The organism is Sphingomonas parapaucimobilis NBRC 15100 (assembly GCF_000787715.1).
Taxonomy (GTDB): Bacteria; Pseudomonadota; Alphaproteobacteria; order Sphingomonadales; family Sphingomonadaceae; genus Sphingomonas; species Sphingomonas parapaucimobilis.
The window spans coordinates 72015-94527 of sequence record NZ_BBPI01000073.1; the positions used below are offsets into that span (position 1 = coordinate 72015).

The window sequence follows — 22513 nt, forward strand, 5'->3', positions numbered from 1 at the left end:
ACAATCGAAATAAACCGTTCACGGTGAACGATCCGCCTTATGCGGCGGTCGTTGCGTCGTCGGCCGGGGTCGGACGCTTGTCGAACACCTGGTCGATCAGGCCGAATTCCTTGGCTTCCTCGGCGCTCATGAACTTGTCGCGGTCCATCGCGCGCTCGATCTCTTCCAGCGGCTTGCCGGTGTACTTGGCGTACAGCGTGTTCAGGAAGTGCCGCATGCGCAGGATTTCGCGCGCCTGGATCTCGATATCGGCCGCCATGCCCTGCGCCCCGCCCGAGGGCTGGTGGATCATGATGCGGCTGTTCGTGGTTGCGACGCGCATGCCCGGCTCACCCGCCGACAGCAGGAAGCTGCCCATCGAGGCGGCCTGGCCGATGCACAGCGTGCCGACGCGCGGCCGGATATACTGCATCGTGTCATGGATCGCCATGCCCGCCGTGACGACACCGCCCGGCGAGTTGATGTACATGTAGATGTCTTTCTTCGGATTTTCCGACTCAAGGAACAGCAGCTGTGCGCAGATCAGCGAGGCCATGCCGTCCTCGACACCACCGGTGACGAAGATGATGCGCTCGCGCAGCAGGCGGCTGAAGATATCGAACGACCGTTCGCCGCGGTTCGACTGTTCGATGACGATCGGAACCAGCCCGGCCTGCGTCTGCCGCAGCCCGACGCCAGCCATAGCCAGCGGGCTCGCGAAATCGCCGGTCTCGAACGGATTGTGCATGGAAATCTCTCTTATGCCCAGAAGAGCCCCTATGTCGCGTGATGCCCGCGCATATTCAAGCCCCGGCAGCCTCCCAAGGATGCTGCCGTGCAGCGTTTATGGCTTTCAGGCGTGAAAATCGGATTAGCGCAGGTTGCCGGGCGCGGGCAGCGCCAGATAGGCCAGCCGCCGCACCTCCTGCCGCCCACGCACCACGGTATCGAGGATCAGGCCGGTGAAGATGTTCAGCGCAGCGAGCAGCATCAGCCCGGTAGACAGGATCGCGGTCGGGAAGCGCGGGACCTGATGCGTGTGGAGATAGGTCAGCACGATCGGCACGGCCAGCAGGATGGCAAGCGCCGCGAACAGGCCAGCAACCGCGCCGAAGAACCACATCGGCCGCTCGATCCGGTACAGCTTCAGGATGGTGCGCAGGATGCGCCAGCCGTCCGAATAGGTGCTCAGCTTCGACGCCGAGCCTTCAGGCCGCGCATAATAGGGCGTGGCGATCTCTGCGCAGGGCATTTTCAGTTCCAGCGCATGGACGCTGATCTCGGTCTCGATCTCGAAGCCCACCGACAGGACCGGGAAGCTCTTGACGAAGCGGCGCGAGAAGACGCGATAACCCGATAGGATATCGGTGAAACTCCGCCCGAACAGCTTGGCGAGCATCCCCGTCAGCATGGCATTGCCGAAGCGATGCCCGCGACGATAGGCAAGTTCGGCCTCGCTCACCCGCTGGCCGACCACCATGTCGAGTTGCTCCTCGACCATGCGCGCGACCAGATCGGGCGCCGAGGCGGCGTCATAGGTCGCATCGCCATCCGCCATCACATAGATGTCGGCATCGATATCGGCGAACATGCGACGCACGACCGCGCCCTTGCCCTGGATACGCTCCGACCGGACCACGGCACCCGCCGCGCGGGCGACCTCGACCGTGCGGTCCTTGCTGTTATTGTCATAGACATAGATGGTCGCAGTCGGCAGCGCCTCGCGGAAGCCCGCGATCGTCTGGGCGATCGCCGCTTCCTCGTTATAGCATGGCAACAGCACCGCAATGCTTGGCGCGGCCCCCTGATAGTCCATCATTCTTCCCTCGTGCGGCCGTATGGTCAGCCGAAGCGATGCCCCTTATGGCGGATCGCGACCTAAAGCGAGACGGCGGCCGTCAGGCTTGCCCCCGGATCGGCCATATCCCTAAGCTGCGCCATGAACGAGTCAAAGCCGGATCGACCGCGCCCCGGAATATCATGGCGGATGACGCCTGCGGTCGTGCTGGGGGCGGCGATCCTGTCCTGGGTCGCGGTCGCCAACGGCTTCCCGTTGGTCTTCGCCGATTCGGGCACCTATTTGCGGATACCGCTCGACCTCTTCTACCCGACCGATCGGCCGCCCGTTTACGGCCTCGCGATCGGATTGCCTTTGTGGCTCACGGGGGTCTGGGGGATCGTCGCGGTTCAGGCGATCGGCAGCGTGCTGATCATCGCGATGACGCTGGCCATCGGTGGCGGCCGCCTGAACGCGCAGAATCTGGTCGTGACCTGCGCCCTTCTGGCCCTGGGGAGCAGCCTGCCCTGGTTCGTCGGCCAGATCATGCCCGACATCGCCACCGGCTTCGTGCCGCTGGTCCTGTTCGCGCTGCTCGCCCGCCCTTCCGATACGCCGCTATGGCAGCGCGTCGGACTGGCCGCCGTGCTGGCGCTGCTGATCGCGGTGCATCTCAGCCATATGCTGTTGGCGGCGGGGCTTCTGGGGCTGGCGGCGGTCGCCATCCCGATAAGCGGCACGGGGTGGCGCGAGACGATCCGGCGATCCCTGCCCGCCGCGCTGGCCATCGCGCTGACGCTGATGGGTCTGAGCGGCCTGAACCGGGTGGCGGGGTATGAGTTCAGGCCCGCTTTGTCGTCCGACACCTTCCTGCTCGCACGCCTCTTTGACGGACATGTGGCGCAACCGACGCTGGCGCGGCTCTGTCGCGAACGGGCGCTCGCCCATTGCGCGGTGCGGCCGCTGGTCGACGATCCGTCGATCGCCAAGCCGGGTCAGGGCTATCTCTGGGACCAGCGCTCACCGATTGGCGCGATGCTCCATCGCGACCGGGCAGGCGCGGTCGCCGAGCAACGGACGATCATCCGAACGGTCCTGCACGACGATCCCGGCGGCGTCGCGGCATTGACGTGGCGGGGCTTTGCCGAGCAACTGACGACCGTTCGCAAGGGCGTGCTGCCGCCCTATGCCGCCGACATGCAGATTGCCCACATCCTGAAAGCCCGACTGCCGGATGCCTACCGGGCGTTTGCGGTGTCGCGGCAACAGCGCGGGGCGCTCGATCCGCTGAAATTCGCGCCCGACGTCGCGGTGGCGATGGCCGTCGTCCTGCTGCTGCCCCTGATGCTCGTCTGGGCGATACGCCATCGGCGGTGGCGGCTGCTGGGTCTGGCGGGGCTGGTCGTTGCGACGCTCCTGCTCAACGCGGCCATCACCGGCGATCTGTCCGGCCCCGATGATCGTTACCAGAGCCGGGTGCTGTGGCTGCTGCCGCTGCTCGCCGCCTGTTTCGTCATCGCCGCTGCTCGACGCCCGGTTCTTGACCGTGATGATATTGCCTTGAACTAACGCGAGCCCCTCCCCTGAAGGGGAGGGGTTGGGGTGGGGCCTCGCCACAAGCGCGGAATTCGTGGAGGCGCCCCACCCCCGCCCCCCCCTGAAGGGGAGGGGTAAGCCCATATCATATCATCTTATTTTAAAAGCACGGCGGACCTGAACGACAAAAGGGCGACCGCTTGCGCGGCCGCCCTCTTTATCCATCGGTGGGCCGAAGCCCGCGCAGGCCGTCCTTATTCGGTCGGCGCAGCCTTCTTGGCACGCGGCTTCTTTGCGGGCGCCTCGGCGGCGTCCGCTTCGCCTTCCGCCGGAGCAGCGGCCTTCTTGGCGCGCGGCTTCTTCGCGGGGGCTTCCTCGGCCGCTTCCACTTCGTCCTCGGCCGGAGCCGCTTTCTTGGCGCGGGCCGGCTTCTTCTCGGCCTCGGCGTCGTCGGCGGCCGCGTCCTCGGTCACGTCGGCATCGGCCTTCTTGGCCTTCGTCTTGGCGGGCTTCTTCTTGCCATGGTCGTGGTCATGATCATGGTTGTGGACGTGCGTGCCGGTCGCGAAACCGTCCTCGCTCTCGATCGCGGCTTCCAGCTCCTCGCGGGTGGTCTCGCGATCGGTGATCTCGGCCTTGCCGAACAGGAAGTCGACGACCTTGTCCTCATAGAGCGGGGCGCGCAGCTGGGCGGCGGCCATCGGCTCCTGCTGGACATACTGGATGAAGCGCTGGCGATCTTCCGGGCCGTACTGCTGTGCGGCCTGCGCGATCAGACGGTTCATTTCCTGCGCGGTCACTTCGACGCCGTTGGCCTGGCCGATCTCTGAGAGGAGCAGGCCCAGACGGACGCGGCGCTCGGCGATCTTCTTATAATCGTCGCGCTCCTTTTCCATCTCGGCCTTGGCGGCCTCGGGGTCTTCCTCGTGCGTGGCTTCATGCTCGAGCTGCGCCCAGATCTGCGAGAATTCGGCCTCGACCATCGACGGCGGAACCTCGAAGTCATGACCATCGGCCAGCTGGTCGAGCAGCTTGCGCTTCATATAGGTGCGGGTCAGGCCGTTATGCTCCTGCTCGATCTGCCCCTTCAGCAGGCCGCGCAGCTGCTCCAGGCTTTCCAGGCCCAGATTCTTCGCCATCTCGTCGTCGACCTTGGCTTCGCCAGCGGTCTTCACCGACTTGATCGTCAGGTCGAAGGTCGCGGGCTGACCGGCCAGGTCCTTGGCGGGATAGTCCTCGGGGAAGGTGACCGAAATCTGCTTCTCTTCACCGGCCTTCACGCCGACCAGCTGGTCCTCGAAACCGGGGATCAGGCGACCGCCGCCGATCTCGACGGCCATGTCCTCGCCCGAGCCGCCCTCGAAGGCGACGCCATCGGCGGTCTTGCCGACGAAGTCGACGGTGACCTGATCGCCTTCCGCCGCGGCCTTGTCGCCCGCATCGTCCCAACGCTTCTGCTGATCGGCGAACTTCTGGAGCTGCTCGTCCACCGCCTCATCGGCGACCGGCACGGTCAGGCGCTCGAGCTTCAGCGCGTCGATCGCCGGGGTCGGGACGGTCGGCAGAACCTCGAGCGTGACATTCAGCGTGGCGTCCTTGCCCTCTTCATACTCACCGACCAGCTCGACCTGCGGCTGCATCGCCGGGCGCAGATTCTGCTCGGCGATCAGCGACTGCACGCCTTCCTGCAGCGCGGTGTTCAGCGCGTCCTGAAGGAGCGCCGGGCCGTGCATCTTGCGGACCAGGTTCGCGGGCACCTTGCCGGGGCGGAAGCCGGGCATCTTCATCTGCGGAGCGATCCGCTTCAGCTCGGCATCGACCTTACCCTCGATGTCCTTGGCAGTGATGGTGAGCGTGTAGGCGCGCTTCAGCCCCTCGTTCAGCGTCTCGACAGTCTGCATCTAAAGGCCTTCAATCTGGAGAAATTCCGTGTGGCTGTCGCCCCGTTGTGACCGGGGACTGGTGCGGGCGAAGGGACTCGAACCCCCACATCTTACGATACTGGAACCTAAATCCAGCGCGTCTACCAGTTCCGCCACGCCCGCACGAGGACACCGCCGATGGGCGCGCGTCTATATCACCATGGGCGGCTTCGGCAAGGGACAACAGGCAACATCGGTGCGCGCAGTGCGTTTATGCCCTCCCCAGCCCCAGAAACGGAGAGCGATCATGGCCACTCAGCCCCCGCCCGAAAGCCCGCAGCCGACCCAACCGGCGCAACCCGACACGCCGCCACCCGAAATCGTGCCGCCCGGCCCGGATATCGATCAGCCCGCCCCCGGCGTGGGTCCGGGCGATCCCGGCACCGCCCAGCCGCCCCAGATCTGAAAGGAGCCGATCATGGCGACCAACCCCGAAAACCATCCCGACAGCCCGCCCGGCGAAGCGCCGGAGAACAACCCGGACAGCCCGCCGCGCGAAGACCCGCGCAGCGATATCGAACAGGCTGTCGAGGCGCGTTCCGATGCGGTGAAGCGCGGTGAGGGTGGTGAGGAGCCGGTAACGTTTACCGATACCGGCGAGCATGACGGCGTCGGTGGGACCGGCGGCGTGGTGCGGAACCAGGATCTGGATGCGCAGTAATTGAGGGGGTGGTCTCGGTGAGACACCGTTGCCCTCCCCCGACCCCTCCCGCTTGCGGGAGGGGAGATGCGCAGGGTCCCGACCCCTCCCGCTTGCGGGAGGGGAGATGCGCGGGGTGAGGTGTGAGGATTGCCGCAGACCGTTTGCTGAATCCAAAGCTCACGATAGCGTAAACGGCCCGCCCAGAAGCACGCCCCTCCCGCAGGCGGGAGGGGATGGGGGAGGGAAAGCTACAGGACATGCCCTCTCTGCGAGGCTCCCTGCCCTCCCCCCCAGCCCCCTCCCGCGTGCGGGAGGGGGAGCGGCGCTAAATCACCCGGCCAGCGCCTTTTTCAACAGGTCGTTCACCACCGCCGGATTGGCCTTGCCGCCCATCGCCTTCATCGTCTGCCCGACGAAGAACCCGAACAGCGCGTCCTTGCCCGCGCGGTACTGGCCCAACTGGTTGGGGTTCTTCTCCAGAACCTCGGCGATCACCGCCTCGATCGCGCCCGTGTCGCTGGTCTGCTTGAGGCCGCGCTCCTCGACGATCTTCGACGGACCATCGCCCGTCTCCAGCATGATCTCGAACACCTGCTTGGAGAGACTCCCCGACAGCGTGCCGTCGGCGACCAGCGCCAGCAATTCGGCGGCCTGGGCAGGCGACACCGGACTCTCGGTGATGTCCTTCCCCAGCCGGTTCAGCGCGCCGAACAGCTCGGCCGCGACCCAGTTCGCCGCCTGTGCGGGCTTGGCCTGCGAGCCTTCCAGCGCACCCAGCAGCGTATCGAACCAGCGCGCGGTTTCGACCTCGGCGGTCAGCACGCCCGCGTTATAGGCGGTCAGGCCCAGCGCCTCGTACCGGCGACGCTTGGCATCGGGCAGCTCGGGCAGGCTGGCGCGGCATTCCTCAAGGAACGCGTCAGTCAGCTCCAGCGGCAGCAGATCGGGATCGGGGAAGTAGCGGTAATCATGCGCATCCTCCTTCGACCGCATCGAGCGGGTGGTGCCGCTCTCGACGTTGAACAGGCGGGTTTCCTGGACGATCTTGCCGCCGTCCTCCAGCACCGCGACCTGGCGCTTGGCCTCATATTCGATGGCTGCCATGACGAAGCGGACCGAGTTGACGTTCTTCGTCTCGGTCCGGGTGCCGAATTCGTCGCCGGGCTTGCGGACCGACACGTTCACGTCGGCGCGCATCGAGCCCTCTTCCATATTGCCGTCGCACGACCCCACGTACCGCAGGATCGCGCGCAGCTTGCGGAGATAAGCCCCTGCTTCTGCCGGAGAACGCATGTCGGGGCGGCTGACGATCTCCATCAGCGCGACGCCCGAGCGGTTGAGGTCGACGTACGAGCGTGTCGGATGCTGGTCGTGCATCAGCTTGCCCGCATCCTGCTCGACATGGATACGCTCGACGCCGATCGACTTGGTCGGGCCGTCGGGATTCTTCTCGTCCAGGCTGATCTCGATCGCGCCCTCACCCACCAGCGGGTGGTAGAGCTGGCTGATCTGATAACCCTGTGGAAGGTCGGCGTAGAAGTAGTTCTTCCGGTCGAAGCGCGACCATTTGTTGATCTGCGCATCGATGGCCATGCCGGTGCGCACCGCCTGGCGGATACACTCCATGTTGGGCACGGGCAGCATGCCGGGCATCGCCGCGTCGACCAGCGAGACCTGGGTGTTCGGCTCCGCACCGAACGCGGTCGCCGCGCCGGAGAACAGCTTGGCGTTGGAAGTGACCTGGGCATGGACTTCCAGGCCGATCACGACCTCCCATTCCCCCGTCGCGCCCTGGATGCGATATTCGCTCATGTTCGATCTCGATGATGAAGATAGTTGATCGCCGTCAGGACGGCGTTGCTGCCCAGCAGGGCGACGATCCAGCAGGTCGACAGGATGCGCAGGACGGACGTCTCGAAGCCGAGATGCCGCGCCTCGCGCAACCCGATATAGGCCGCGCCTGCGCCCAGCAGCAGGAACAGGACGCCCAGCCGCACCTCACCGCGCAGGATCACGCTGTTGCCGACGCACAGGCACAGGATGAAGCCCGCCACGCCCAGAAAGAAGCGCGCCAGCGTGTGATGGTCGAAGGGCTGGCTTTCCATATGGTTCAGCGACACGCCGACATAGGCGCTCAGGATCGCCCCGAACGCGACGTTCAGGGCGCCCTGTGCCTCCCGCAACACGGCGATGTTGCGGGCCGAAAAGGCGCGGTCGCTTACCACCAGGCCTGCGGACGGGCAGTGAAGCCCGCGCGCTGCTCGATGGCGAGCCCGGCGTTCAGCACGCCCTGCTCGTCCAGCGGCTTGCCGATGATCTGAAGGCCGAGCGGCAGCCCGTCCTTGTCCAGCCCGCCCGGCACCGACATGGCGGGCAGCCCGGCCAGCGAGGCGGGCACCGTGAACACGTCGTTGAGGTACATGGCCAGCGGATCGGCCTGCTTCTCGCCCAGCGCGAACGCCGCCGAGGGCGCGGTCGGGGTGAGGAGCACATCGCACTGCTCGAACGCGCGCTCGAAATCGCGGGCGATCAGCGTGCGGACCTTCTGCGCCTGGGTGTAATAGGCGTCGTAGAAGCCCGCCGACAGGACATAGGTGCCGATCAGGATGCGGCGCTTCACCTCGTCGCCGAACCCGGCGGCGCGGGTCGCGGCGTACATGTCCTGCAACCCCGCCCCTTCGGGCAGGTCGCGCAGGCCGTACCGCACGCCGTCATAACGGGCGAGGTTGGACGACGCCTCGGCAGGCGCGATGATGTAATAAGCGGGCAGCGCGTATTTGGTGTGCGGCAGCGAGACCTCGACGATCTCCGCGCCCGCATCGCGCATCCAGGCGATGCCCTGCTGCCACAGCGCCTCGATCTCGGCGGGCATACCGTCGACGCGGTATTCCTTGGGCACGCCGACACGCTTGCCCTTCAGGTCCGCCGACAGCGCGGCTTCCCAGTTGGGCACGTCGAGCTTCAGCGAGGTCGCGTCCTTGGCGTCGAAACCCGCCATCGCCTCCAGCATGATCGCGCAGTCGCGCACATCGCGCGCCATCGGCCCCGCCTGGTCGAGCGAGGAGGCGAAGGCGATCGTGCCCCAGCGCGAACAGCGGCCATAGGTCGGCTTGATGCCCGAAATGCCGGTGAAGGCGGCGGGCTGGCGGATCGAACCACCGGTGTCGGTGCCGGTCGCGCCGGGAGCCAACCCCGCCGACACCGCCGTCGACGACCCGCCCGACGACCCGCCGGGGGCGAGCGGAGCGGTGTCGTTCGGGCGCCGCCAGGGCGAAATCACGTTACCGAACGCGCTGGTCTCGTTGGACGAACCCATGGCGAACTGGTCGAGGTTCAGCTTGCCGAGCATCCCCGCGCCCGCATTCCACAGATTCTGCGAAACCGTCGATTCGTAGGGCGGCACGAAGCCTTCCAGGATCTTGCTGGCGGCGGTGGTTGCGACGCCCTTGGTCGCGAACAAATCCTTCATGCCGATCGGCACACCGGCCAGCGGCTTCAGGGTTTCGCCAGCGGCGCGCGCCGCATCGGCCGCATCGGCGGCGGCGAGGGCGTGTTCCGGTGTCTCGACCAGGAAAGCGTTGAGCGCCTTCGCGCTCGCGACCTTGGCGTTGAAGGCCTCGGCGACTTCGCGGGCCTTGAACTGGCCATCGCGCACGCCGTCGCGGATGGCGGCGATGCCGAGTGTGGTGAGATCAGTCATTATTCGATCACCTTGGGCACCGTGAAGAAGCCATGTTCGGCCTGCGGCGCATTCTGCATGAGGAGGTCGCGGATGCCGCCGTCATTGACGACGTCGTCGCGCAGGCGAAGCTGGTTCGGGATCACCGCGGTCATCGGCTCGACCCCTTGGGTGTCGACCTCGCCCAGTTGCTCGATCCAGCCCAGGATATTCCCAAGCTCGGGGGCGAGGCGCGTCGCGTCCTCCTCGGTGATCGCGATGCGGGCGAGGCTCGCGATCTTCTTCACGGTTGCGGTATCTACGGACATGGATTTGCGGCTAGCATCGCCGCGCGGCTTCGCGCAACGCTTTTGCCGCCTTGGCGATTGCAATGGGGGCAAGTGGGGCATCATGGATAGCAATTGCGGGCCGTCCTGTTTTGCTGCACCGCACAACGGAGTGATGATTTGGCGCGCAAATTCCTCTATGTCGTGGCGGCGCTCATCGTGCTGACGATCGCGGCGGCCTTCGCCTATCGCCTGTTCGGCAACCAGCTGCTTCGCTGGTCGACCGTCCCCTCCGAGTCGTTCCAGACCCAGGCGACGACACGGGCCGAGGCATATCGCGATCGCAAGATGTGGCTGGCGCGCCCCGACCTGCCGGGCAACCCGGCGCTCTGGACGCCGACCGGCTATACGCCCGGCCAGCCCGGCCGAGGGGCGGCGGTCTTCTTCATCCATCCGACGTCCTATGTCAGCAAGGCGCACTGGAACGCACCGCTAGACGATCCCGAGACCAATGGCCGGGCCGAGCTGTTCCTGCGCGGACAGGCAAGCGCCTTCAACGGGTCGGGCGACATCTGGGCACCGCGCTATCGCCAGGCGACCTTCGGCGCGTTCCTGACCAGCGTGGCGGATGCCGAGCGCGCGCTCGACCTCGCCTATCGCGACGTGGACGCGGCATTTACCGCCTTTCTGGAACAGGTCGATCCCAACCGCCCGCTGATCCTGGCGGGGCACAGCCAGGGCGCGCTGCACCTGTCGCGGCTGCTGACCGACCGGGTAGCCAAGGACCCGGCGCTCAAGCGGCGGATCGTCGCGGCCTATGTCGTCGGCTGGCCGATCTCGATGACCGCCGACCTGCCCGCCATGGGTTTGCCCGCCTGTGCGGCACCCGACCAGACCGGCTGCATCCTCAGCTGGCAGAGCTTCGGCGAACCCGCCGACCCGTCATTGATCCTCGACGTGTTCGACCAGACCAACGGTTACACCGGCGCGCCTCGCAAGGACACCGCGATGCTCTGCACCAACCCCTTGACGGGTACGCCCGGCGTCGCTGCGCCCGCGACCGCCAATCTGGGCACGCTCTATCCGTCCGCCGACCTGAAGACCGCCGCCATCGCGGCGGGCAAGGTCCCCGCCAGATGCGAGGGGCGCGGCATCCTGACCATCGGCGAGGGGCCGAGCGTCGGCCCCTATGTGCTGCCGGGCAACAATTATCACGTCTATGACTATAGCCTGTTCTGGGCGAATGTCCGCGCCGATGCGGATCGCCGTTTGAAAGCCTTTCGATGAGCCTGATCACCACCGACCGTACCGAATTTCGTAACGCCCTGCCCTCCGGCGGGCGGCTGATCGGGCTGGACGTCGGCACCAAGACGGTCGGCACCGCGCTGTGCGATGCCGGGTGGAGCTTCGCCAGCCCCGCCACCCTCATCCGCCGGACCAAGTTCACCAAGGACAAGGAACAGCTGATCGCGATGATCGCGCAGCAGGGCGTGCAGGGCTTGGTCATCGGCCTGCCGCTGAACCTGGACGGCAGCGAAAGCCCACGCTCGCAATCGACGCGCAGCTTCGCGCGCAACTGCGCCGATCTCGGCCCCATATTGCTGTGGGACGAGCGCTGGTCGACGGTCGCGGTCGAACGCACGATGATCGAACAGGATATGAGCCGCGCCAAGCGCGCCGAGCGGATCGACAACCTCGCCGCCGCGCATATCCTGCAAGCCGCGATCGACGCGCTGGTGATGGCGTAGAAGCATTCCTCCAAGCCTCGCTTGGGGAGGAATTGGGTTGCCCATCGCGCCGCCGCTCGCTACCCGGCGGCTTTAATGCAGACCTCGGATCATCGCCCCGGCACGCTCATTCAGGGTGGCGCCGTTTTCCCGCACCGGCATCTGACCGGAATCGACGGCCTTCAACCGCATGAGATCATGTTCCTGCTCGACGAGGCGGAACACTGGCTCGATCGCGGCGCGACCGATACGCCCGACACAAGACTGGCGGGCCTGACCCAGATCAACGCCTTTTTCGAGAACTCGACCCGGACCCTTCTGTCCTTCGAGATCGCCGGAAAACGCCTGGGCGCGGACGTCGTCAACATGCACGCCGCGCAGTCGAGCGTGAAGAAGGGCGAGACGCTGATCGACACGGCGATGACGCTGAACGCGATGCGCGCCGACGTCATCGTGATCCGCCACATGGCCAGCGGCGCGGTGCGCCTGATCGCCGACAAGGTGGACTGCCCGGTCCTGAACGCGGGCGACGGGCGGCACGAGCATCCGACGCAAGCGCTGCTCGACATGCTGACCATCCGCCGCCGCCGGGGCGGCGTGGCGGGCCAGAAGGTCGTCATCTGCGGCGATATCCTGCACAGCAGGGTCGCGCGCTCGGACATTCTCGCCCTGACCGCTCTGGCGGCCGAGGTGCGGGTCTGCGCGCCCTCGACCCTGATGCCCAAGGGGATTGAGCGGATGTTCGTCACCCCCTTCACCGATTTCGACGAAGCGATCGAGGACGCCGATGTCGTCATGATGCTGCGCGTCCAGAACGAGCGGATGGCGGGCGGCTATATCCCCTCCACCCGCGAGTACCGGATGCGCTACGGCCTGACCGCCGAGCGGCTGAAGCGCGCCAAGCCCGATGCGCTGGTCATGCATCCCGGCCCGATGAACCGGGGGGTCGAAATCGACTCGGACGTGGCCGACGGCCCGCAATCCGCAATCACCGAGCAGGTCGCGATGGGCGTCGCGGTGCGCATGGCCTGTCTGGACGTGCTGACCCGCCGAGCCCGCAAGCTGGAGGGCTGGGCATGAGCATCACCGCCTTTGCAAACGCCACGCTGATCTGCCCGGTCGGCGGCGAGATTCGTGGGTCGACCCTGCTGGTCGAGGACGGCGTTATCACCGGCATCGGAGACGCACCCGAGGGCGCGACAGTCATCGACTGCGGCGGCAGGATGCTGGCCCCCGGCATCATCGATCTGGGCGTCTTCAAGGTCGACAATGCGGCGGCACGCGCGGGCGGGATCGTTCGCATCGGCCTGATGCCCGACCAGTCGCCGGTGCTGGACGATCCGGGCGTGGTGCAGCGGGCCGCGCTGATCGGACGGCCCGACCTGTGGATTTACCCCATCGCGGCGGCGACGCGCGCGCTGGCGGGGACGGACCTGGCCGAGATGGCGGTCTGTGTCTCGGCTGGCGCGCGCGCGGTCGGCACCGGGCGCGGCTGGGTCGCCGATTCGGGCGTGATGCACCGGGTGCTGGCCTATGCCGCCGATCTGGGCCTCACCGTCATCACCCATGCCGAGGATGGCGGCCTGACCGCCGAGGCGGTGGCGACCGAGGGCGAGACGGCGAGCCGCCTGGGCCTGCCGTCGGCCCCCGCCATCGCCGAGTCGCTCGCCATCGCGCGCGACCTGATGCTGGCCGAGGAGACGGGTGCGAAGCTCCACATCCGCCAGGTGACGACGGCGGCGGGCTTCGACCTGATCCGCGCGGCCAAGCGGCGCGGGGTGAAGGTGACGTGCGGGATCACGCCCGCGCACCTTCACCTGTCCGATATCGCCGTCACCGATTTCCGCACCTATGCCCGGCTCTCGCCGCCCCTGCGCGACGAGAGCGACCGGCAGGCGGCGCTCGCGGCGGTCGCGGACGGTACGGTCGACGTCATCGGATCGGGCCATGATCCGCACGGCCCCGAATCCAAGCGCTTGCCCTTCGTCGATGCCGAGCCTGGCATGGCGGGGGCGGAGACGCTGCTCCCGCTGGCGCTGATGCTGGTGCGTGACGAGCGGATCACCCTGCCCCGGCTGTTCGCGCTGCTGGCAAGCCATCCCGCCAGGGTGCTGGGGCTCGACACCGGCACGCTGGAGCCGGGCAAGCCCGCCGACCTGATGCTGTTCGACCCCGACACGCCATGGATGGTGTCGGGCGACGCCTTCGCCTCGGCGGGGAATACGCCGTTCGACGGCTTCCCGGTCCAGGGCCGCGCGTTGCGGTTGTGGAAGGCGGGACGGGAGATCGCGTAAAAATCCTCCCCATCCCCGATGGGGAGGGGGACCGCTCGCGTCAGCGAGTGGTGGTGGGGCCAGCAACGCCAGTGAGGGACCACGCCCCTCCACCACCGGGCTGCGCCCGGCGGTCCTCCTCCCCAAGCACAGCTTGGGGAGGAATAAAAAAAGCCCTCCGCTAGATGTCTCGGGGAGGGCTTTTTGCTGAACCGCTAAGGGTTAGCCGCGACGCGGACCGCGCGGGCCGCCCTGGGTGGGGCGCGGCGAGTAGCGGCGCGGGCCGCCGGGGCCACCGGCCGGACGACCGCCCATCGGACGATTGCCACCGCCCGGACCACGACGCGGACCGCCATGGCCCGAACCACCGGCGGGCGGGCCATCGGCCTGCTCGATCGCGATATCGTCCTCGGCATGGTCCGCCTCGGTCCGCTTCAGCGCGGCGATGAAGCGCGACGCCAGCGCGGACGGGATTTCGAACAGCGTCTCGTTCGGCTGGATGCGGATCGCGCCGATCTCGTTGCGGGTGATGTGCCCGCGACGGCAGATCAGCGGCAGCAGCCAGCGCGGATCGGCATTCTGGCTGCGGCCCACGCTCATGCGGAACCAGGCGGTGTCGTCAAACCCTTCGCGACGCTCGCGCGGGGCCGGAGCATCGCCCTCGACCAGTTCCTCGGCCTGGGGCAGCGCGGCGCGGTGCGCGCGGACCAAGGCGGCGGCGATATCCTCGGGCGACTTCTCGGCGAGCAGGCGGGTGGCCAGTTCACGATCGCCCTCGTCCACCTCGACCGGCGCCAGCAGCGCGGTCAGCAGGCGCTCGCGGTCCTGCGCGCGGATTTCCTCCAGCGTCGGCGCGCGACGCCATTCGGCATCGATACGCGCACCGCGCAGCATACCCTCGACCCGGCGGCGGCGCGGATAGGGCACGATCAGGATCGCGGTGCCCTTGCGGCCCGCGCGGCCGGTACGGCCCGAACGGTGCTGCAACGCTTCGGCATCGCGGGGGATTTCGACGTGGATGACCAGCGTCAGGCCCGGAAGATCGATACCGCGCGCCGCCACGTCGGTCGCCACGCAGACGCGGGCGCGGCCGTCACGCAGCGCCTGAAGCGCATGGTTGCGCTCGTTCTGCGAATGCTCACCCGACAGCGCGACGGCGGAGAAACCACGCTCGACCAGGCTGGAATGCAGATGGCGGACATTGTCGCGGGTGGCGCAGAACAGGATCGCGACCTCGGCCTCGTGCAGGCGCAGCAGGTTGACCACCGCCGCCTCGATATCGGCGGGGGCAACCGTCACCGCCTGATAGGCGATGTCGGCATGACCCTTGTCCTCGCTGATCGTCTCGATCCGCTTGGCGTTGGTCTGGTAACGCTTGGCGAGCTGCACGATCGGGCGCGGCATGGTCGCCGAGAACAGGAGCGTGCGACGCTCGGACGGCGTGCCGTCGAGGATCTGCTCCAGGTCCTCGCGGAAACCCATGTCGAGCATCTCGTCCGCCTCGTCGAGGACGACGAACTTCAGCGACGACAGGTCGAGCGCACCGCGCTCCAGATGGTCGCGCAGACGGCCCGGCGTACCGACGACGATGTGGGTGCCGTGGCTGAGCGCGCGACGCTCGCGCGAGGCGTCCATGCCGCCGACGCAGGTGGCGATACGGGCACGCGCCCCGGCATAGAGCCATTCCAGCTCGCGGCTGACCTGTAGCGCCAGTTCGCGCGTCGGTGCGATGACCAGCGCCATCGGCGCGCCCGGCTGGGGCAGGTGATCGCCACCGTTCAGCAGCTCGCTCGCCATGGCGAGGCCGAAGGCGACGGTCTTGCCCGAACCGGTCTGGGCGGACACGATCAGGTCGCGGCCCTGGGCGTCATCCTCGATAACGGCAGCCTGGACGGGGGTCGGCGCGGTATAGCCACGCGCGGAAAGGGCAGCCGACAATACCGGCGGCAAAGCAGAAAAAGGCATGGGGACTCCAACAGAAAAAGGAGCGCGTACCGCCGAACCAAGGGACCCATCCCTCTCGGTTGGCGGATACACCCATGCGGCACGGGTGATTGTTTGCGTTCCGTGAAAGCGTGGCCCTTTACACCAATTGGCGAGAAACTCAAGCCGTGCTTGCGGTGAAGCGAACGGCCCGCCATGGAGCCGTGCCATGACCTTGCGCGTTGATCCCCGATGAGTGTCGCCTTTCGCCGCGAATCCGATGAGGAACATCTCGAACCCAAGTTCGAGCTGCCGATCCCGCCCGGCCCCAATATGGTCACGCCGCGTGGGTTGGAGCTGACCCGTGCGAAGGTAGCGGAGGTCGAAGCCGCCGTCGCCGCCGCGACCGATGACGAGGAACGGACCCGGCTCCAGCGCGAACTGCGTTACTGGAACACCCGAGCCGCCACGGCGGAGCTGGCCCCTGCCCCCGCCGAGGATGAGGTCGGGATCGGCAGCACGGTGACCATCCGCCTCAACGGGCAAACGAAGACGCTGACCATCGTCGGCCATGACGAAGCCGATCCCACGCACGACCGTATCGCCTATGCCGCCCCGCTGGCCCGCGCCCTGATGGGCGCGATGGCGGGGGAGACGGTGGCGTTCGGGGGGAAAGCCGATGCGGTGGAGGTGATGGAGGTCGAGTAAAGCCTTCCTTCTTCCTCCTTCTCTCGAGGCAGGAGAGCACCCTTCTTCCTCCCCTCCCGCTGGCGGGAGGGGCCGGGGGAGGGAAAGGCGCCTCGCAGAGACCGTCGCTCGCGGCGAAGCCCTCCCCCATCCCCTCCCGCCTGCGGGAGGGGCGTGCCAAGTATCTACGGCAAGCCCAATTGCCCACCCTATCCCCGTCCACCAAATCCCCCTAAACCCCCACCATGCAACACTATGACGCGATCATCCTCGGCGCGGGCGCGGCGGGGCTTATGGCTGCTGCCACCGCCGGACAGCGGGGGCGGCGGGTGCTGGTCGTCGACCATGCCGATGCGCCGGGCAAGAAGATCCTGATCTCGGGCGGCGGACGGTGCAATTTCACCAATATTGGCACCGTGCCCGACCGCTTCCTGTCGGCGAACCCGCACTTCGCCAAATCGGCGCTGGGCCGCTATACGCCAGCCGACTTTCTGGAACTGGTCGAGGCGCATGGCATCGCCTGGCACGAAAAGACGCTGGGTCAGCTGTTCTGCGACGGCTCGGCGCGGCAGATCGTGGCGATGCTGCTCGATGAAGGCGACCGGGCCGCGCGGTCCGGCGGCGTGGTCGATATCGCGCTCGGCCAGCCGGTCGAGGCGGTCGCGCATGACGGCACGCAATTCCGGGTGACGCGCGGCGGCCGGGCCTTCACCGCCCCCCGCCTGATCGTCGCGACCGGCGGGCCGAGCATCCCCAAAATGGGTGCGACCGGCTATGCCTATGACCTCGCCCGCCAGTTCGGGCTGAAGGTGGTCGAGCCGCGCCCTGCCCTCGTCCCCCTGACGCTGGGCGGTGAGGAGACGCTGTTCCGCTCGCTGTCGGGCGTGGCATCCGAAGTCGTTGCGCGCGCGGGCAAGACGCGCTTTCGCGAGGCGGCGCTGTTCACCCATCGCGGCCTGTCCGGCCCGGCGATCCTGCAGGTGTCGTCCTATTGGCGGCATGGCGAGGCGATCGGTATCGACTTCCTGCCCGATTGCGCGCCCGACTGGCTGGTCGCCCTGAAGCGCAGCGCCCCGCGCACCAGTCCACGCCGGGCGCTTGGCCAACACCTGCCCGACCGGCTGGCGGAGACGCTGGCGGAACGGCTGGCGCTCCCCGCCGAACTGGGCGCGGCGACCGACAAGCTGCTGGCGGCGGCGCAGGGACGGTTGGCCGACTGGACCTTCCACCCCAATGGCAGCGAAGGCTATGCCAAGGCCGAGGTGACGGTCGGCGGTGTCTCCACCGCCGGGCTGTCCTCGCGCACCATGGAGGCCAAGGCGGTGCCGGGGCTGCACTTCGTTGGCGAGGCGGTGGACGTCACCGGCTGGCTGGGCGGCTATAACTTCCAATGGGCCTGGGCGAGCGGCCGCGCGGCAGGCGAAGCCGTCTGATGTCAGAGCGAGGCGATGCCGATCCCCGGCCGCGCCCATTGCGCCATATGGTCATCGCCCTGACGCCGGACGAAACAAGCACCCCCCGCCGCACGATAACGATGACAGAGTGAGTCGGCCTCGACACGGCTGAGCCCGCCGACCGACAGGCGGTAGAGCCGCTCGCCCGACAGGCGCACGGTGCCGCTCTGCGGGACATAGCCCGACAGGCCGTCGAAACGGCGGGTCAGTTGGTCCCACGCCTTTTGCGCGCCGTCCGCCTTGCCGAAGGCGCCGATCTGGACATTCCAGTCGCCGCGACGCCGCGTGACAACGCGCCGTTCCTCGGCTTGGCGGAGCAGGGCGGGTGCCGTGACGGGGCCTGCCGCGATGCGCCGAACGCTGGGCTGCGGTTCGTCATCACGCCGGGCCAGCAACAGGCTCGACGGCGCAGTTCGCGCAGTCCGCTGGGCGGTCATGGGCAGCGGCTGGACGATTTCCTGCTGCGCGGCGAAGACGATGCGCGCCGCCGCCGGTTCAGCGGGTGCGGATGCCGCGACGACCGGCTGGGGCAGCGCCTGGACCATGTCCTGCACCACCGCCGCCGAGGGGGCCGCGTTCAGCGCCAGCATGATCGGCTGGCCGGTGTCGACCGACGGCTGCACACCCAGCAGGGACGACACCATGTCGGCCGGGCTGGCATGGGCGAAGTCCGCCCATTCGCGCATCCGCCCCTCGACATCCGCCGGGGCCATGTCGGCGGACGCCGCCATCCGGGCCATGTCCCACTGCCCCGACAGCGCCAGCGCCAGCGCCAGATTCTGGCGCGCCTTGACGCTCGCCCCCGGCTCCCGCGTGGCGGCGGTCAGCAGGCGGACGCCCTCGCCCGGCGCCCCGGCCAGCGCCAGCGCCAGCCCCAGGTCGGCGGTCGGAATGGCGGCGGCGTGCCGGTCGAGCAGCGTCTGCGCACCCGCCCCATTGCCGCCCGCGATCATCGCCAGCGCCAGGTTCAGCGCGGCCCGCCCATCGGCGGGATCGAGCTGCAAGGCATCGGTAAAGGCCTGCCGCGCCGAGGCGAAGCGCCCCGCCTGGAGATAGCTTTGCCCCAGGAGCGAACGATAGCCCGCATCCCTGGGTTCGGCCGCGACCAGCCGTTCGGCCAGCGCCACCGCGGCGTCGCCGTCACGCTGCGCCAGCACCCGGCGGGTCTGGTCGGCGAGCGCGGCATTCGCCCGCGCCGGGCCGGCCTCCGCGTTCAGTCGCGCCGTGCGCGGGCTGGCGGCAGTGCAGCCCCCCAGGATCAACACGCCGACGCTGCAGGACAGGAGAGTGCGGAACGTGGTCATCTTGGTCATCCGGTTCGGCCCAGGGGGAAGGCGGTCGATACGCCCCGCGCATGACCCGCTTCCCCGATCGGCCCCCACGCTAGGCCCCCAGCCTATAAGGAACGGTTAACCCCTTCATTGAGCGCTTTACCCGTGCCCGGCAGCGGGGCATGGATGGCCTGCAACAAGGGCGGAAGGACGAAGGATGATGCGCAGATTCGCGATCGGCGGCATGGTCGCGCCCGCCGCTCTTCTGGCCGTTTTCCTGAGCACGACGCCTGCGCTGGCCGTGCCAGACGTGAAGGCCGGGGTCGATGCCTGGGCGCAGGGCGATTATCGCAAGGCGGTCGAGGAATGGCGCGGCCCCGCCGTGGCGGGCGATGCCGATGCGCAGTTCAATCTCGCCCAGGCATATAAGCTGGGTCGCGGCGTACCGCTCGACCCTGCGCTTGCCGAAAGCTGGTTCCGCAAGGCCGCCGTCCAGGGGCATGTCCAGGCCGCCGACAATTACGGCCTCGCGCTGTTCCAGGCGGGCAGGAAGACCGAGGCCGCGCCCTGGCTGGAAAAGTCGGTCGCCCATGGCGAACCGCGGGCGCAACTGGTGCTCGGCACGATGTTGTTCAACGGTGACGGCGTGCCCCGCGACTATCCGCGCGCCTATGCGCTGATGACGCTGGCGTCGCAGGCAGGGTTGCAGGCCGCCTCTCAGACGCTGGCGCAGATGGACCAGTATATCACCCCGCCCGACCGCCAGCACGGCGTCGAACTGGCCCAGCAATATCGCGCCCGCCTGACCGCCCTGCCCGCCCCTGTGGCCAGCGGGGCGAAGCGGGTGACGGTGGGTAGCGAACCGACCCCGGTCAAAGTAGCCGACACCCCGGCCCGTACCGCCGTGCAGACGCGCCCGGCGGTGCAGCCGGTGCCGATCACACCGTCACGCCCGGCGACGCCCGGCTATGGCGCCAGCTATCCGGCACCCGGCGCGTCTGCCAGCCAGACGCCGCCGGTCCGCGAGGAAGCGTCCGACCTGATCGACCGGCGCAAGCCCGTTGCACCGACGCCCGCGCGGACCACTGCGCCGCGCCCCGCCAGGCCGACACCGGCTCGCACGACCAGCGGGCCATGGCGCATCCAGCTGGGAGCCTTCCGCGATCGCGGCAATGCGGATGCCCTGTGGCGGGAGGTGCGCGGACGCCTTGGCGGTGCGCAGCCCTATTTCGTGACGGCGGGCGGCGTCACCCGGCTTCAGGCGGGCGGCTATGCCAATCGCGGCGCGGCGCAAGCCGCGTGCCGCCGATCCGGCCAGCCCTGCGTGGTCGTCGCGCCGTAAATTTCCGTTCCTCCCTTTGCAGGGGAGGTGGCAGGCCGAAGGCCTGACGGAGGGGTGTCGCGCTATCGAGAGGGGGACACCCCTCCGACGCGCTGCGCGCGCCACCTCCCCTGCAAGGGGAGGAATAGTTGGACGGCCTTTTAACCGACCACCCACTCCGCACTCGGGATGCCCTGCGCATAGAGCAGCGCGGTCAGGTCGCCATGGTCGATACGCGCCGCCGCCGCGCCCGCGACGATCGGCTTGGCGCGATAGGCGACGCCCAGACCGGCCCGGCGGATCATCGCCAGGTCATTGGCCCCGTCGCCCACCGCCATGCTTTCACCTGCACCGATGCCCAGTTCGTCGAGCGCGGCGAGCAGCGTCTTTTCCTTGGTGTCCGACCCGACGATGGGCTTGCGCACCGTGCCGGTCAGCTTGCCATGCGCGATCTCGAGGTAATTGGCGATGGCGTGGTCGAAGCCGATCTCGGCCGCGACCGGCTCGGCGAAGCGGGTGAAGCCGCCGGACACCAGGATCGCATGACCACCGCGCGCCTTCATCGTGCGGACCAGCGCGCGGGCGCCCGCCATCAGCGTGACACGTTCCGCCAGGCATTGTTCGATGACGCTCTCGTCCAACCCTTCCAACAGCGCGACCCGCGCGTCGAGCGCGGCGGCGAAGTCGAGTTCGCCCCGCATCGCACGTTCGGTGACGTCGGCGACCTGCTCCTTGATCCCGGCATAATCGGCCAGTTCGTCGATGCACTCTACGGTGATCATGGTCGAATCCATGTCGGCGACCAGCAAGCGCTTGTGACGGTTGGCGGCAGGTTGCACGACCACATCGGTCGTGTCGAACCGGCCTTCCAACGCCTCGCGCGCGGCCAGCGGATCGCCGGTAAAGTCGATGTCCGCCGCCACGCCCGCGTCGATCCAGCGTGTTGCCGAGGAGGTACAGCCCGCCGCCGCCAGTTTCTCCTGCGCGGCCGACAAATCGGCATCGGCCAGCCGGCCCTTGGCTGCTATCAGCGTGGCGATGAACATGGCGAACTCCTCTGACCGATCCAGGGTCGCGCTCATCGCAGGGCCGACCGCCAGCGGCAAGTCCGCATTGGCGCTCGATCTGGCGAAGGCGACCGGCGGCACGATCATCAATGCCGATTCGGCGCAGGTGTACCGGGACCTGTCGATCCTGACCGCCCGGCCCTCTCCTGCCGAAGAAGCCCAGGCCCCGCACCGGCTGTTCGGCCATGTCGACGGGGCAGACACCGGCTATTCGGCGGCGCGCTGGGCGGCGGAGGCGCGCAAGGCGATCGACGACAGCGTTACGGCGGGATCGCTGCCGATCCTGGTCGGCGGCACCGGCCTTTATATGCGAACCCTGCTCGACGGCATCGCGCCGGTGCCCGAGATCGACCCCGATATTCGCGCGGAAGTCCGCGCGCTCCCCGTGGCCGAAGCCCATGCCGCCCTGTCGCGCGAGGATCCCGCCGCCGCCACGCGGCTCAATCCCGCCGACACCACCCGCGTCGCCCGCGCGCTGGAGGTGGTGCGCTCCACCGGCCGCCCGCTGCATGACTGGCAGGCGCATAAAGAGGGCGGCATCGGCGACCGGATCGCTCTGTCCGCCGTCATCCTGCTGCCCGATCGCGACTGGCTGAACGCGCGGATCGACCGGCGTTTCGGCGAGATGCTGGACGAAGGACTGGACGAAGCCGCCGCGCTCCTCGCCCGCCCAGACCTGCCTGCAGACGCCCCCATCCGTCGCGCGATCGGCGTGCCCGAGGCCGCCGCGCTGCTCGACGGCCGCATGACCCGCGCCGCGGCGGAGGCGGCGGGCGCGCTCGCGACAAGGCGTTACGCCAAAAGGCAATTTACCTGGTTCCGTCACCAGCCCGGCCCCGACTGGACCATGATTTCCGACACAGCTCCCGATGTGCGTCGCAGCATAATAGAAACTTTATTGCGCAATTGACGGTTGACGCGCACTTTTTAAACTTGTAGCCGCGCCTTTCCCGACACGCCCCGTCAGCGGGCACGGACGCAGAAGGAC

At 68.1% G+C, this 22513-nt stretch carries 21 protein-coding genes and 1 tRNA gene; 11 read left to right on the forward strand and 11 right to left on the reverse strand.

Annotated elements, in window-relative coordinates:
- Window positions 1-37: 37 nt before the first annotated feature.
- Both clpP and SP5_RS13990 read right to left on the reverse strand, forming a co-directional pair.
- Entirely contained in the window at window positions 38-727 is a 690-nt protein-coding gene (gene clpP / locus SP5_RS13985; protein ID WP_042489867.1) for an ATP-dependent Clp endopeptidase proteolytic subunit ClpP, read from the reverse strand.
- 123 nt (window positions 728-850) lie between these two features.
- Window positions 851-1798 carry a glycosyltransferase family 2 protein gene (locus SP5_RS13990; RefSeq protein ID WP_439645620.1) on the reverse strand — a complete coding sequence of 316 codons (948 nt, stop codon included), beginning with the start codon at window positions 1796-1798 and terminating at the stop codon, window positions 851-853.
- A 168-nt stretch (window positions 1799-1966) separates the two neighbouring features.
- Here SP5_RS13990 and SP5_RS13995 point away from each other — a divergent pair, with 168 nt between their 5' ends.
- Window positions 1967-3325 carry a hypothetical protein gene (locus SP5_RS13995; protein ID WP_042489869.1) on the forward strand — a complete coding sequence of 453 codons (1359 nt, stop codon included), beginning with the start codon at window positions 1967-1969 and terminating at the stop codon, window positions 3323-3325.
- 221 nt (window positions 3326-3546) lie between these two features.
- Here SP5_RS13995 and tig read toward each other — a convergent pair whose 3' ends face one another.
- The gene (gene tig, locus SP5_RS14000; protein ID WP_042489871.1) at window positions 3547-5193 is read right to left on the reverse strand and encodes a trigger factor; all 1647 of its coding nucleotides are present in this window, start codon (window positions 5191-5193) and stop codon (window positions 3547-3549) included.
- A 59-nt stretch (window positions 5194-5252) separates the two neighbouring features.
- Window positions 5253-5337 (reverse strand) — tRNA-Leu (locus SP5_RS14005).
- 124 nt (window positions 5338-5461) lie between these two features.
- Here SP5_RS14005 and SP5_RS19545 point away from each other — a divergent pair.
- Together SP5_RS19545 and SP5_RS14010 are read left to right on the forward strand one after the other, a co-directional pair.
- Window positions 5462-5620, forward strand: coding sequence for a hypothetical protein (locus tag SP5_RS19545; protein WP_167334720.1), 159 nt, complete (start codon window positions 5462-5464; stop codon window positions 5618-5620).
- 12 nt (window positions 5621-5632) lie between these two features.
- Window positions 5633-5875 carry a hypothetical protein gene (locus SP5_RS14010; protein WP_042489873.1) on the forward strand — a complete coding sequence of 81 codons (243 nt, stop codon included), beginning with the start codon at window positions 5633-5635 and terminating at the stop codon, window positions 5873-5875.
- A gap of 312 nt (window positions 5876-6187) precedes the next feature.
- On the opposite strand, the gene gatB is transcribed toward SP5_RS14010, so the two are convergent.
- Genes gatB through gatC form a run of 4 tightly spaced genes read right to left on the reverse strand, consistent with a single transcriptional unit; the run spans window position 6188 to window position 9844 of the window.
- Window positions 6188-7669: an Asp-tRNA(Asn)/Glu-tRNA(Gln) amidotransferase subunit GatB gene (gene gatB / locus SP5_RS14015; protein WP_042489874.1), complete on the reverse strand. Its 1482-nt coding sequence runs from the start codon at window positions 7667-7669 to the stop codon at window positions 6188-6190.
- Complete coding sequence (locus SP5_RS14020) at window positions 7666-8082, reverse strand: hypothetical protein (protein ID WP_174435549.1); 417 nt, start codon at window positions 8080-8082, stop codon at window positions 7666-7668. Before SP5_RS14020 ends, gatB begins: the two co-directional genes overlap by 4 nt.
- The gene (gene gatA / locus SP5_RS14025) at window positions 8076-9557 is read right to left on the reverse strand and encodes an Asp-tRNA(Asn)/Glu-tRNA(Gln) amidotransferase subunit GatA (protein WP_042489876.1); all 1482 of its coding nucleotides are present in this window, start codon (window positions 9555-9557) and stop codon (window positions 8076-8078) included. The genes SP5_RS14020 and gatA overlap by 7 nt, the downstream gene beginning before the upstream one ends.
- Window positions 9557-9844, reverse strand: a complete 288-nt coding sequence (gatC, locus tag SP5_RS14030; RefSeq protein WP_037568622.1) for an Asp-tRNA(Asn)/Glu-tRNA(Gln) amidotransferase subunit GatC — start codon at window positions 9842-9844, stop codon at window positions 9557-9559. Before gatC ends, gatA begins: the two co-directional genes overlap by 1 nt.
- A gap of 138 nt (window positions 9845-9982) precedes the next feature.
- Between gatC and SP5_RS14035 the strand changes: the two genes are divergently transcribed.
- The 4 genes from SP5_RS14035 (at window position 9983) to SP5_RS14050 (ending at window position 13823) form a co-directional block, all read left to right on the forward strand.
- The gene (locus tag SP5_RS14035; protein WP_042489878.1) at window positions 9983-11089 is read left to right on the forward strand and encodes a DUF3089 domain-containing protein; all 1107 of its coding nucleotides are present in this window, start codon (window positions 9983-9985) and stop codon (window positions 11087-11089) included.
- Window positions 11086-11550, forward strand: coding sequence for a Holliday junction resolvase RuvX (gene ruvX / locus SP5_RS14040; RefSeq protein ID WP_167334721.1), 465 nt, complete (start codon window positions 11086-11088; stop codon window positions 11548-11550). Before SP5_RS14035 ends, ruvX begins: the two co-directional genes overlap by 4 nt.
- Window positions 11551-11625: 75 nt before the next feature.
- Entirely contained in the window at window positions 11626-12609 is a 984-nt protein-coding gene (locus SP5_RS14045) for an aspartate carbamoyltransferase catalytic subunit (protein ID WP_042489880.1), read from the forward strand.
- Entirely contained in the window at window positions 12606-13823 is a 1218-nt protein-coding gene (locus SP5_RS14050) for a dihydroorotase (RefSeq protein ID WP_042489881.1), read from the forward strand. The genes SP5_RS14045 and SP5_RS14050 overlap by 4 nt, the downstream gene beginning before the upstream one ends.
- Window positions 13824-14024: 201 nt before the next feature.
- Here the strand turns inward: SP5_RS14050 and SP5_RS14055 are convergent, their stop codons facing one another.
- Window positions 14025-15767 (reverse strand): DEAD/DEAH box helicase, encoded by a 1743-nt coding sequence (locus SP5_RS14055; protein WP_042489883.1) that lies wholly within the window; start codon window positions 15765-15767, stop codon window positions 14025-14027.
- 210 nt (window positions 15768-15977) lie between these two features.
- On the opposite strand from SP5_RS14055, the gene SP5_RS14060 reads away from it, so the two are divergent.
- Window positions 15978-16433, forward strand: coding sequence for a GreA/GreB family elongation factor (locus tag SP5_RS14060; RefSeq protein ID WP_042489885.1), 456 nt, complete (start codon window positions 15978-15980; stop codon window positions 16431-16433).
- Window positions 16434-16657: 224 nt separating this feature from the next.
- Window positions 16658-17845 (forward strand): BaiN/RdsA family NAD(P)/FAD-dependent oxidoreductase, encoded by a 1188-nt coding sequence (locus SP5_RS14065; protein WP_042489887.1) that lies wholly within the window; start codon window positions 16658-16660, stop codon window positions 17843-17845.
- A gap of 2 nt (window positions 17846-17847) precedes the next feature.
- On the opposite strand, the gene SP5_RS14070 is transcribed toward SP5_RS14065, so the two are convergent.
- The gene (locus SP5_RS14070) at window positions 17848-19179 is read right to left on the reverse strand and encodes a tetratricopeptide repeat protein (protein ID WP_052811561.1); all 1332 of its coding nucleotides are present in this window, start codon (window positions 19177-19179) and stop codon (window positions 17848-17850) included.
- A gap of 175 nt (window positions 19180-19354) precedes the next feature.
- Between SP5_RS14070 and SP5_RS14075 the strand changes: the two genes are divergently transcribed.
- Window positions 19355-20479, forward strand: a complete 1125-nt coding sequence (locus SP5_RS14075; RefSeq protein ID WP_245613503.1) for an SPOR domain-containing protein — start codon at window positions 19355-19357, stop codon at window positions 20477-20479.
- Between the two features lie 140 nt (window positions 20480-20619).
- On the opposite strand, the gene serB is transcribed toward SP5_RS14075, so the two are convergent.
- Window positions 20620-21504, reverse strand: coding sequence for a phosphoserine phosphatase SerB (gene serB / locus SP5_RS14080; protein ID WP_042489888.1), 885 nt, complete (start codon window positions 21502-21504; stop codon window positions 20620-20622).
- Between serB and miaA the strand changes: the two genes are divergently transcribed.
- Window positions 21503-22435: a tRNA (adenosine(37)-N6)-dimethylallyltransferase MiaA gene (gene miaA / locus SP5_RS14085; RefSeq protein WP_042489889.1), complete on the forward strand. Its 933-nt coding sequence runs from the start codon at window positions 21503-21505 to the stop codon at window positions 22433-22435. The two genes, serB and miaA, sit on opposite strands and share 2 nt — an antisense overlap.
- The last annotated feature ends 78 nt before the right edge of the window (window positions 22436-22513 follow it).

What these genes read in the sequence shown, in the direction of transcription:
- SP5_RS14060 (WP_042489885.1), top strand. Translation starts at nt 15,978, where the DNA reads ATGAGTGTCGCCTTTCGCCGCGAATCCGATGAGGAACATCTCGAACCC.
- SP5_RS14050 (WP_042489881.1), top strand. Translation starts at nt 12,606, where the DNA reads ATGAGCATCACCGCCTTTGCAAACGCCACGCTGATCTGCCCGGTCGGC.
- SP5_RS13990 (WP_439645620.1), bottom strand. Translation starts at nt 1,798, where the DNA reads ATGATGGACTATCAGGGGGCCGCGCCAAGCATTGCGGTGCTGTTGCCA.
- SP5_RS14070 (WP_052811561.1), bottom strand. Translation starts at nt 19,179, where the DNA reads ATGACCAAGATGACCACGTTCCGCACTCTCCTGTCCTGCAGCGTCGGC.
- SP5_RS14055 (WP_042489883.1), bottom strand. Translation starts at nt 15,767, where the DNA reads ATGCCTTTTTCTGCTTTGCCGCCGGTATTGTCGGCTGCCCTTTCCGCG.
- gatB (WP_042489874.1), bottom strand. Translation starts at nt 7,669, where the DNA reads ATGAGCGAATATCGCATCCAGGGCGCGACGGGGGAATGGGAGGTCGTG.
- tig (WP_042489871.1), bottom strand. Translation starts at nt 5,193, where the DNA reads ATGCAGACTGTCGAGACGCTGAACGAGGGGCTGAAGCGCGCCTACACG.
- SP5_RS13995 (WP_042489869.1), top strand. Translation starts at nt 1,967, where the DNA reads ATGACGCCTGCGGTCGTGCTGGGGGCGGCGATCCTGTCCTGGGTCGCG.
- SP5_RS14045 (WP_042489880.1), top strand. Translation starts at nt 11,626, where the DNA reads ATGCAGACCTCGGATCATCGCCCCGGCACGCTCATTCAGGGTGGCGCC.
- serB (WP_042489888.1), bottom strand. Translation starts at nt 21,504, where the DNA reads ATGTTCATCGCCACGCTGATAGCAGCCAAGGGCCGGCTGGCCGATGCC.
- clpP (WP_042489867.1), bottom strand. Translation starts at nt 727, where the DNA reads ATGCACAATCCGTTCGAGACCGGCGATTTCGCGAGCCCGCTGGCTATG.
- SP5_RS14010 (WP_042489873.1), top strand. Translation starts at nt 5,633, where the DNA reads ATGGCGACCAACCCCGAAAACCATCCCGACAGCCCGCCCGGCGAAGCG.
- gatA (WP_042489876.1), bottom strand. Translation starts at nt 9,557, where the DNA reads ATGACTGATCTCACCACACTCGGCATCGCCGCCATCCGCGACGGCGTG.
- SP5_RS14075 (WP_245613503.1), top strand. Translation starts at nt 19,355, where the DNA reads ATGATGCGCAGATTCGCGATCGGCGGCATGGTCGCGCCCGCCGCTCTT.
- ruvX (WP_167334721.1), top strand. Translation starts at nt 11,086, where the DNA reads ATGAGCCTGATCACCACCGACCGTACCGAATTTCGTAACGCCCTGCCC.
- gatC (WP_037568622.1), bottom strand. Translation starts at nt 9,844, where the DNA reads ATGTCCGTAGATACCGCAACCGTGAAGAAGATCGCGAGCCTCGCCCGC.
- miaA (WP_042489889.1), top strand. Translation starts at nt 21,503, where the DNA reads ATGGCGAACTCCTCTGACCGATCCAGGGTCGCGCTCATCGCAGGGCCG.
- SP5_RS14065 (WP_042489887.1), top strand. Translation starts at nt 16,658, where the DNA reads ATGCAACACTATGACGCGATCATCCTCGGCGCGGGCGCGGCGGGGCTT.
- SP5_RS19545 (WP_167334720.1), top strand. Translation starts at nt 5,462, where the DNA reads ATGGCCACTCAGCCCCCGCCCGAAAGCCCGCAGCCGACCCAACCGGCG.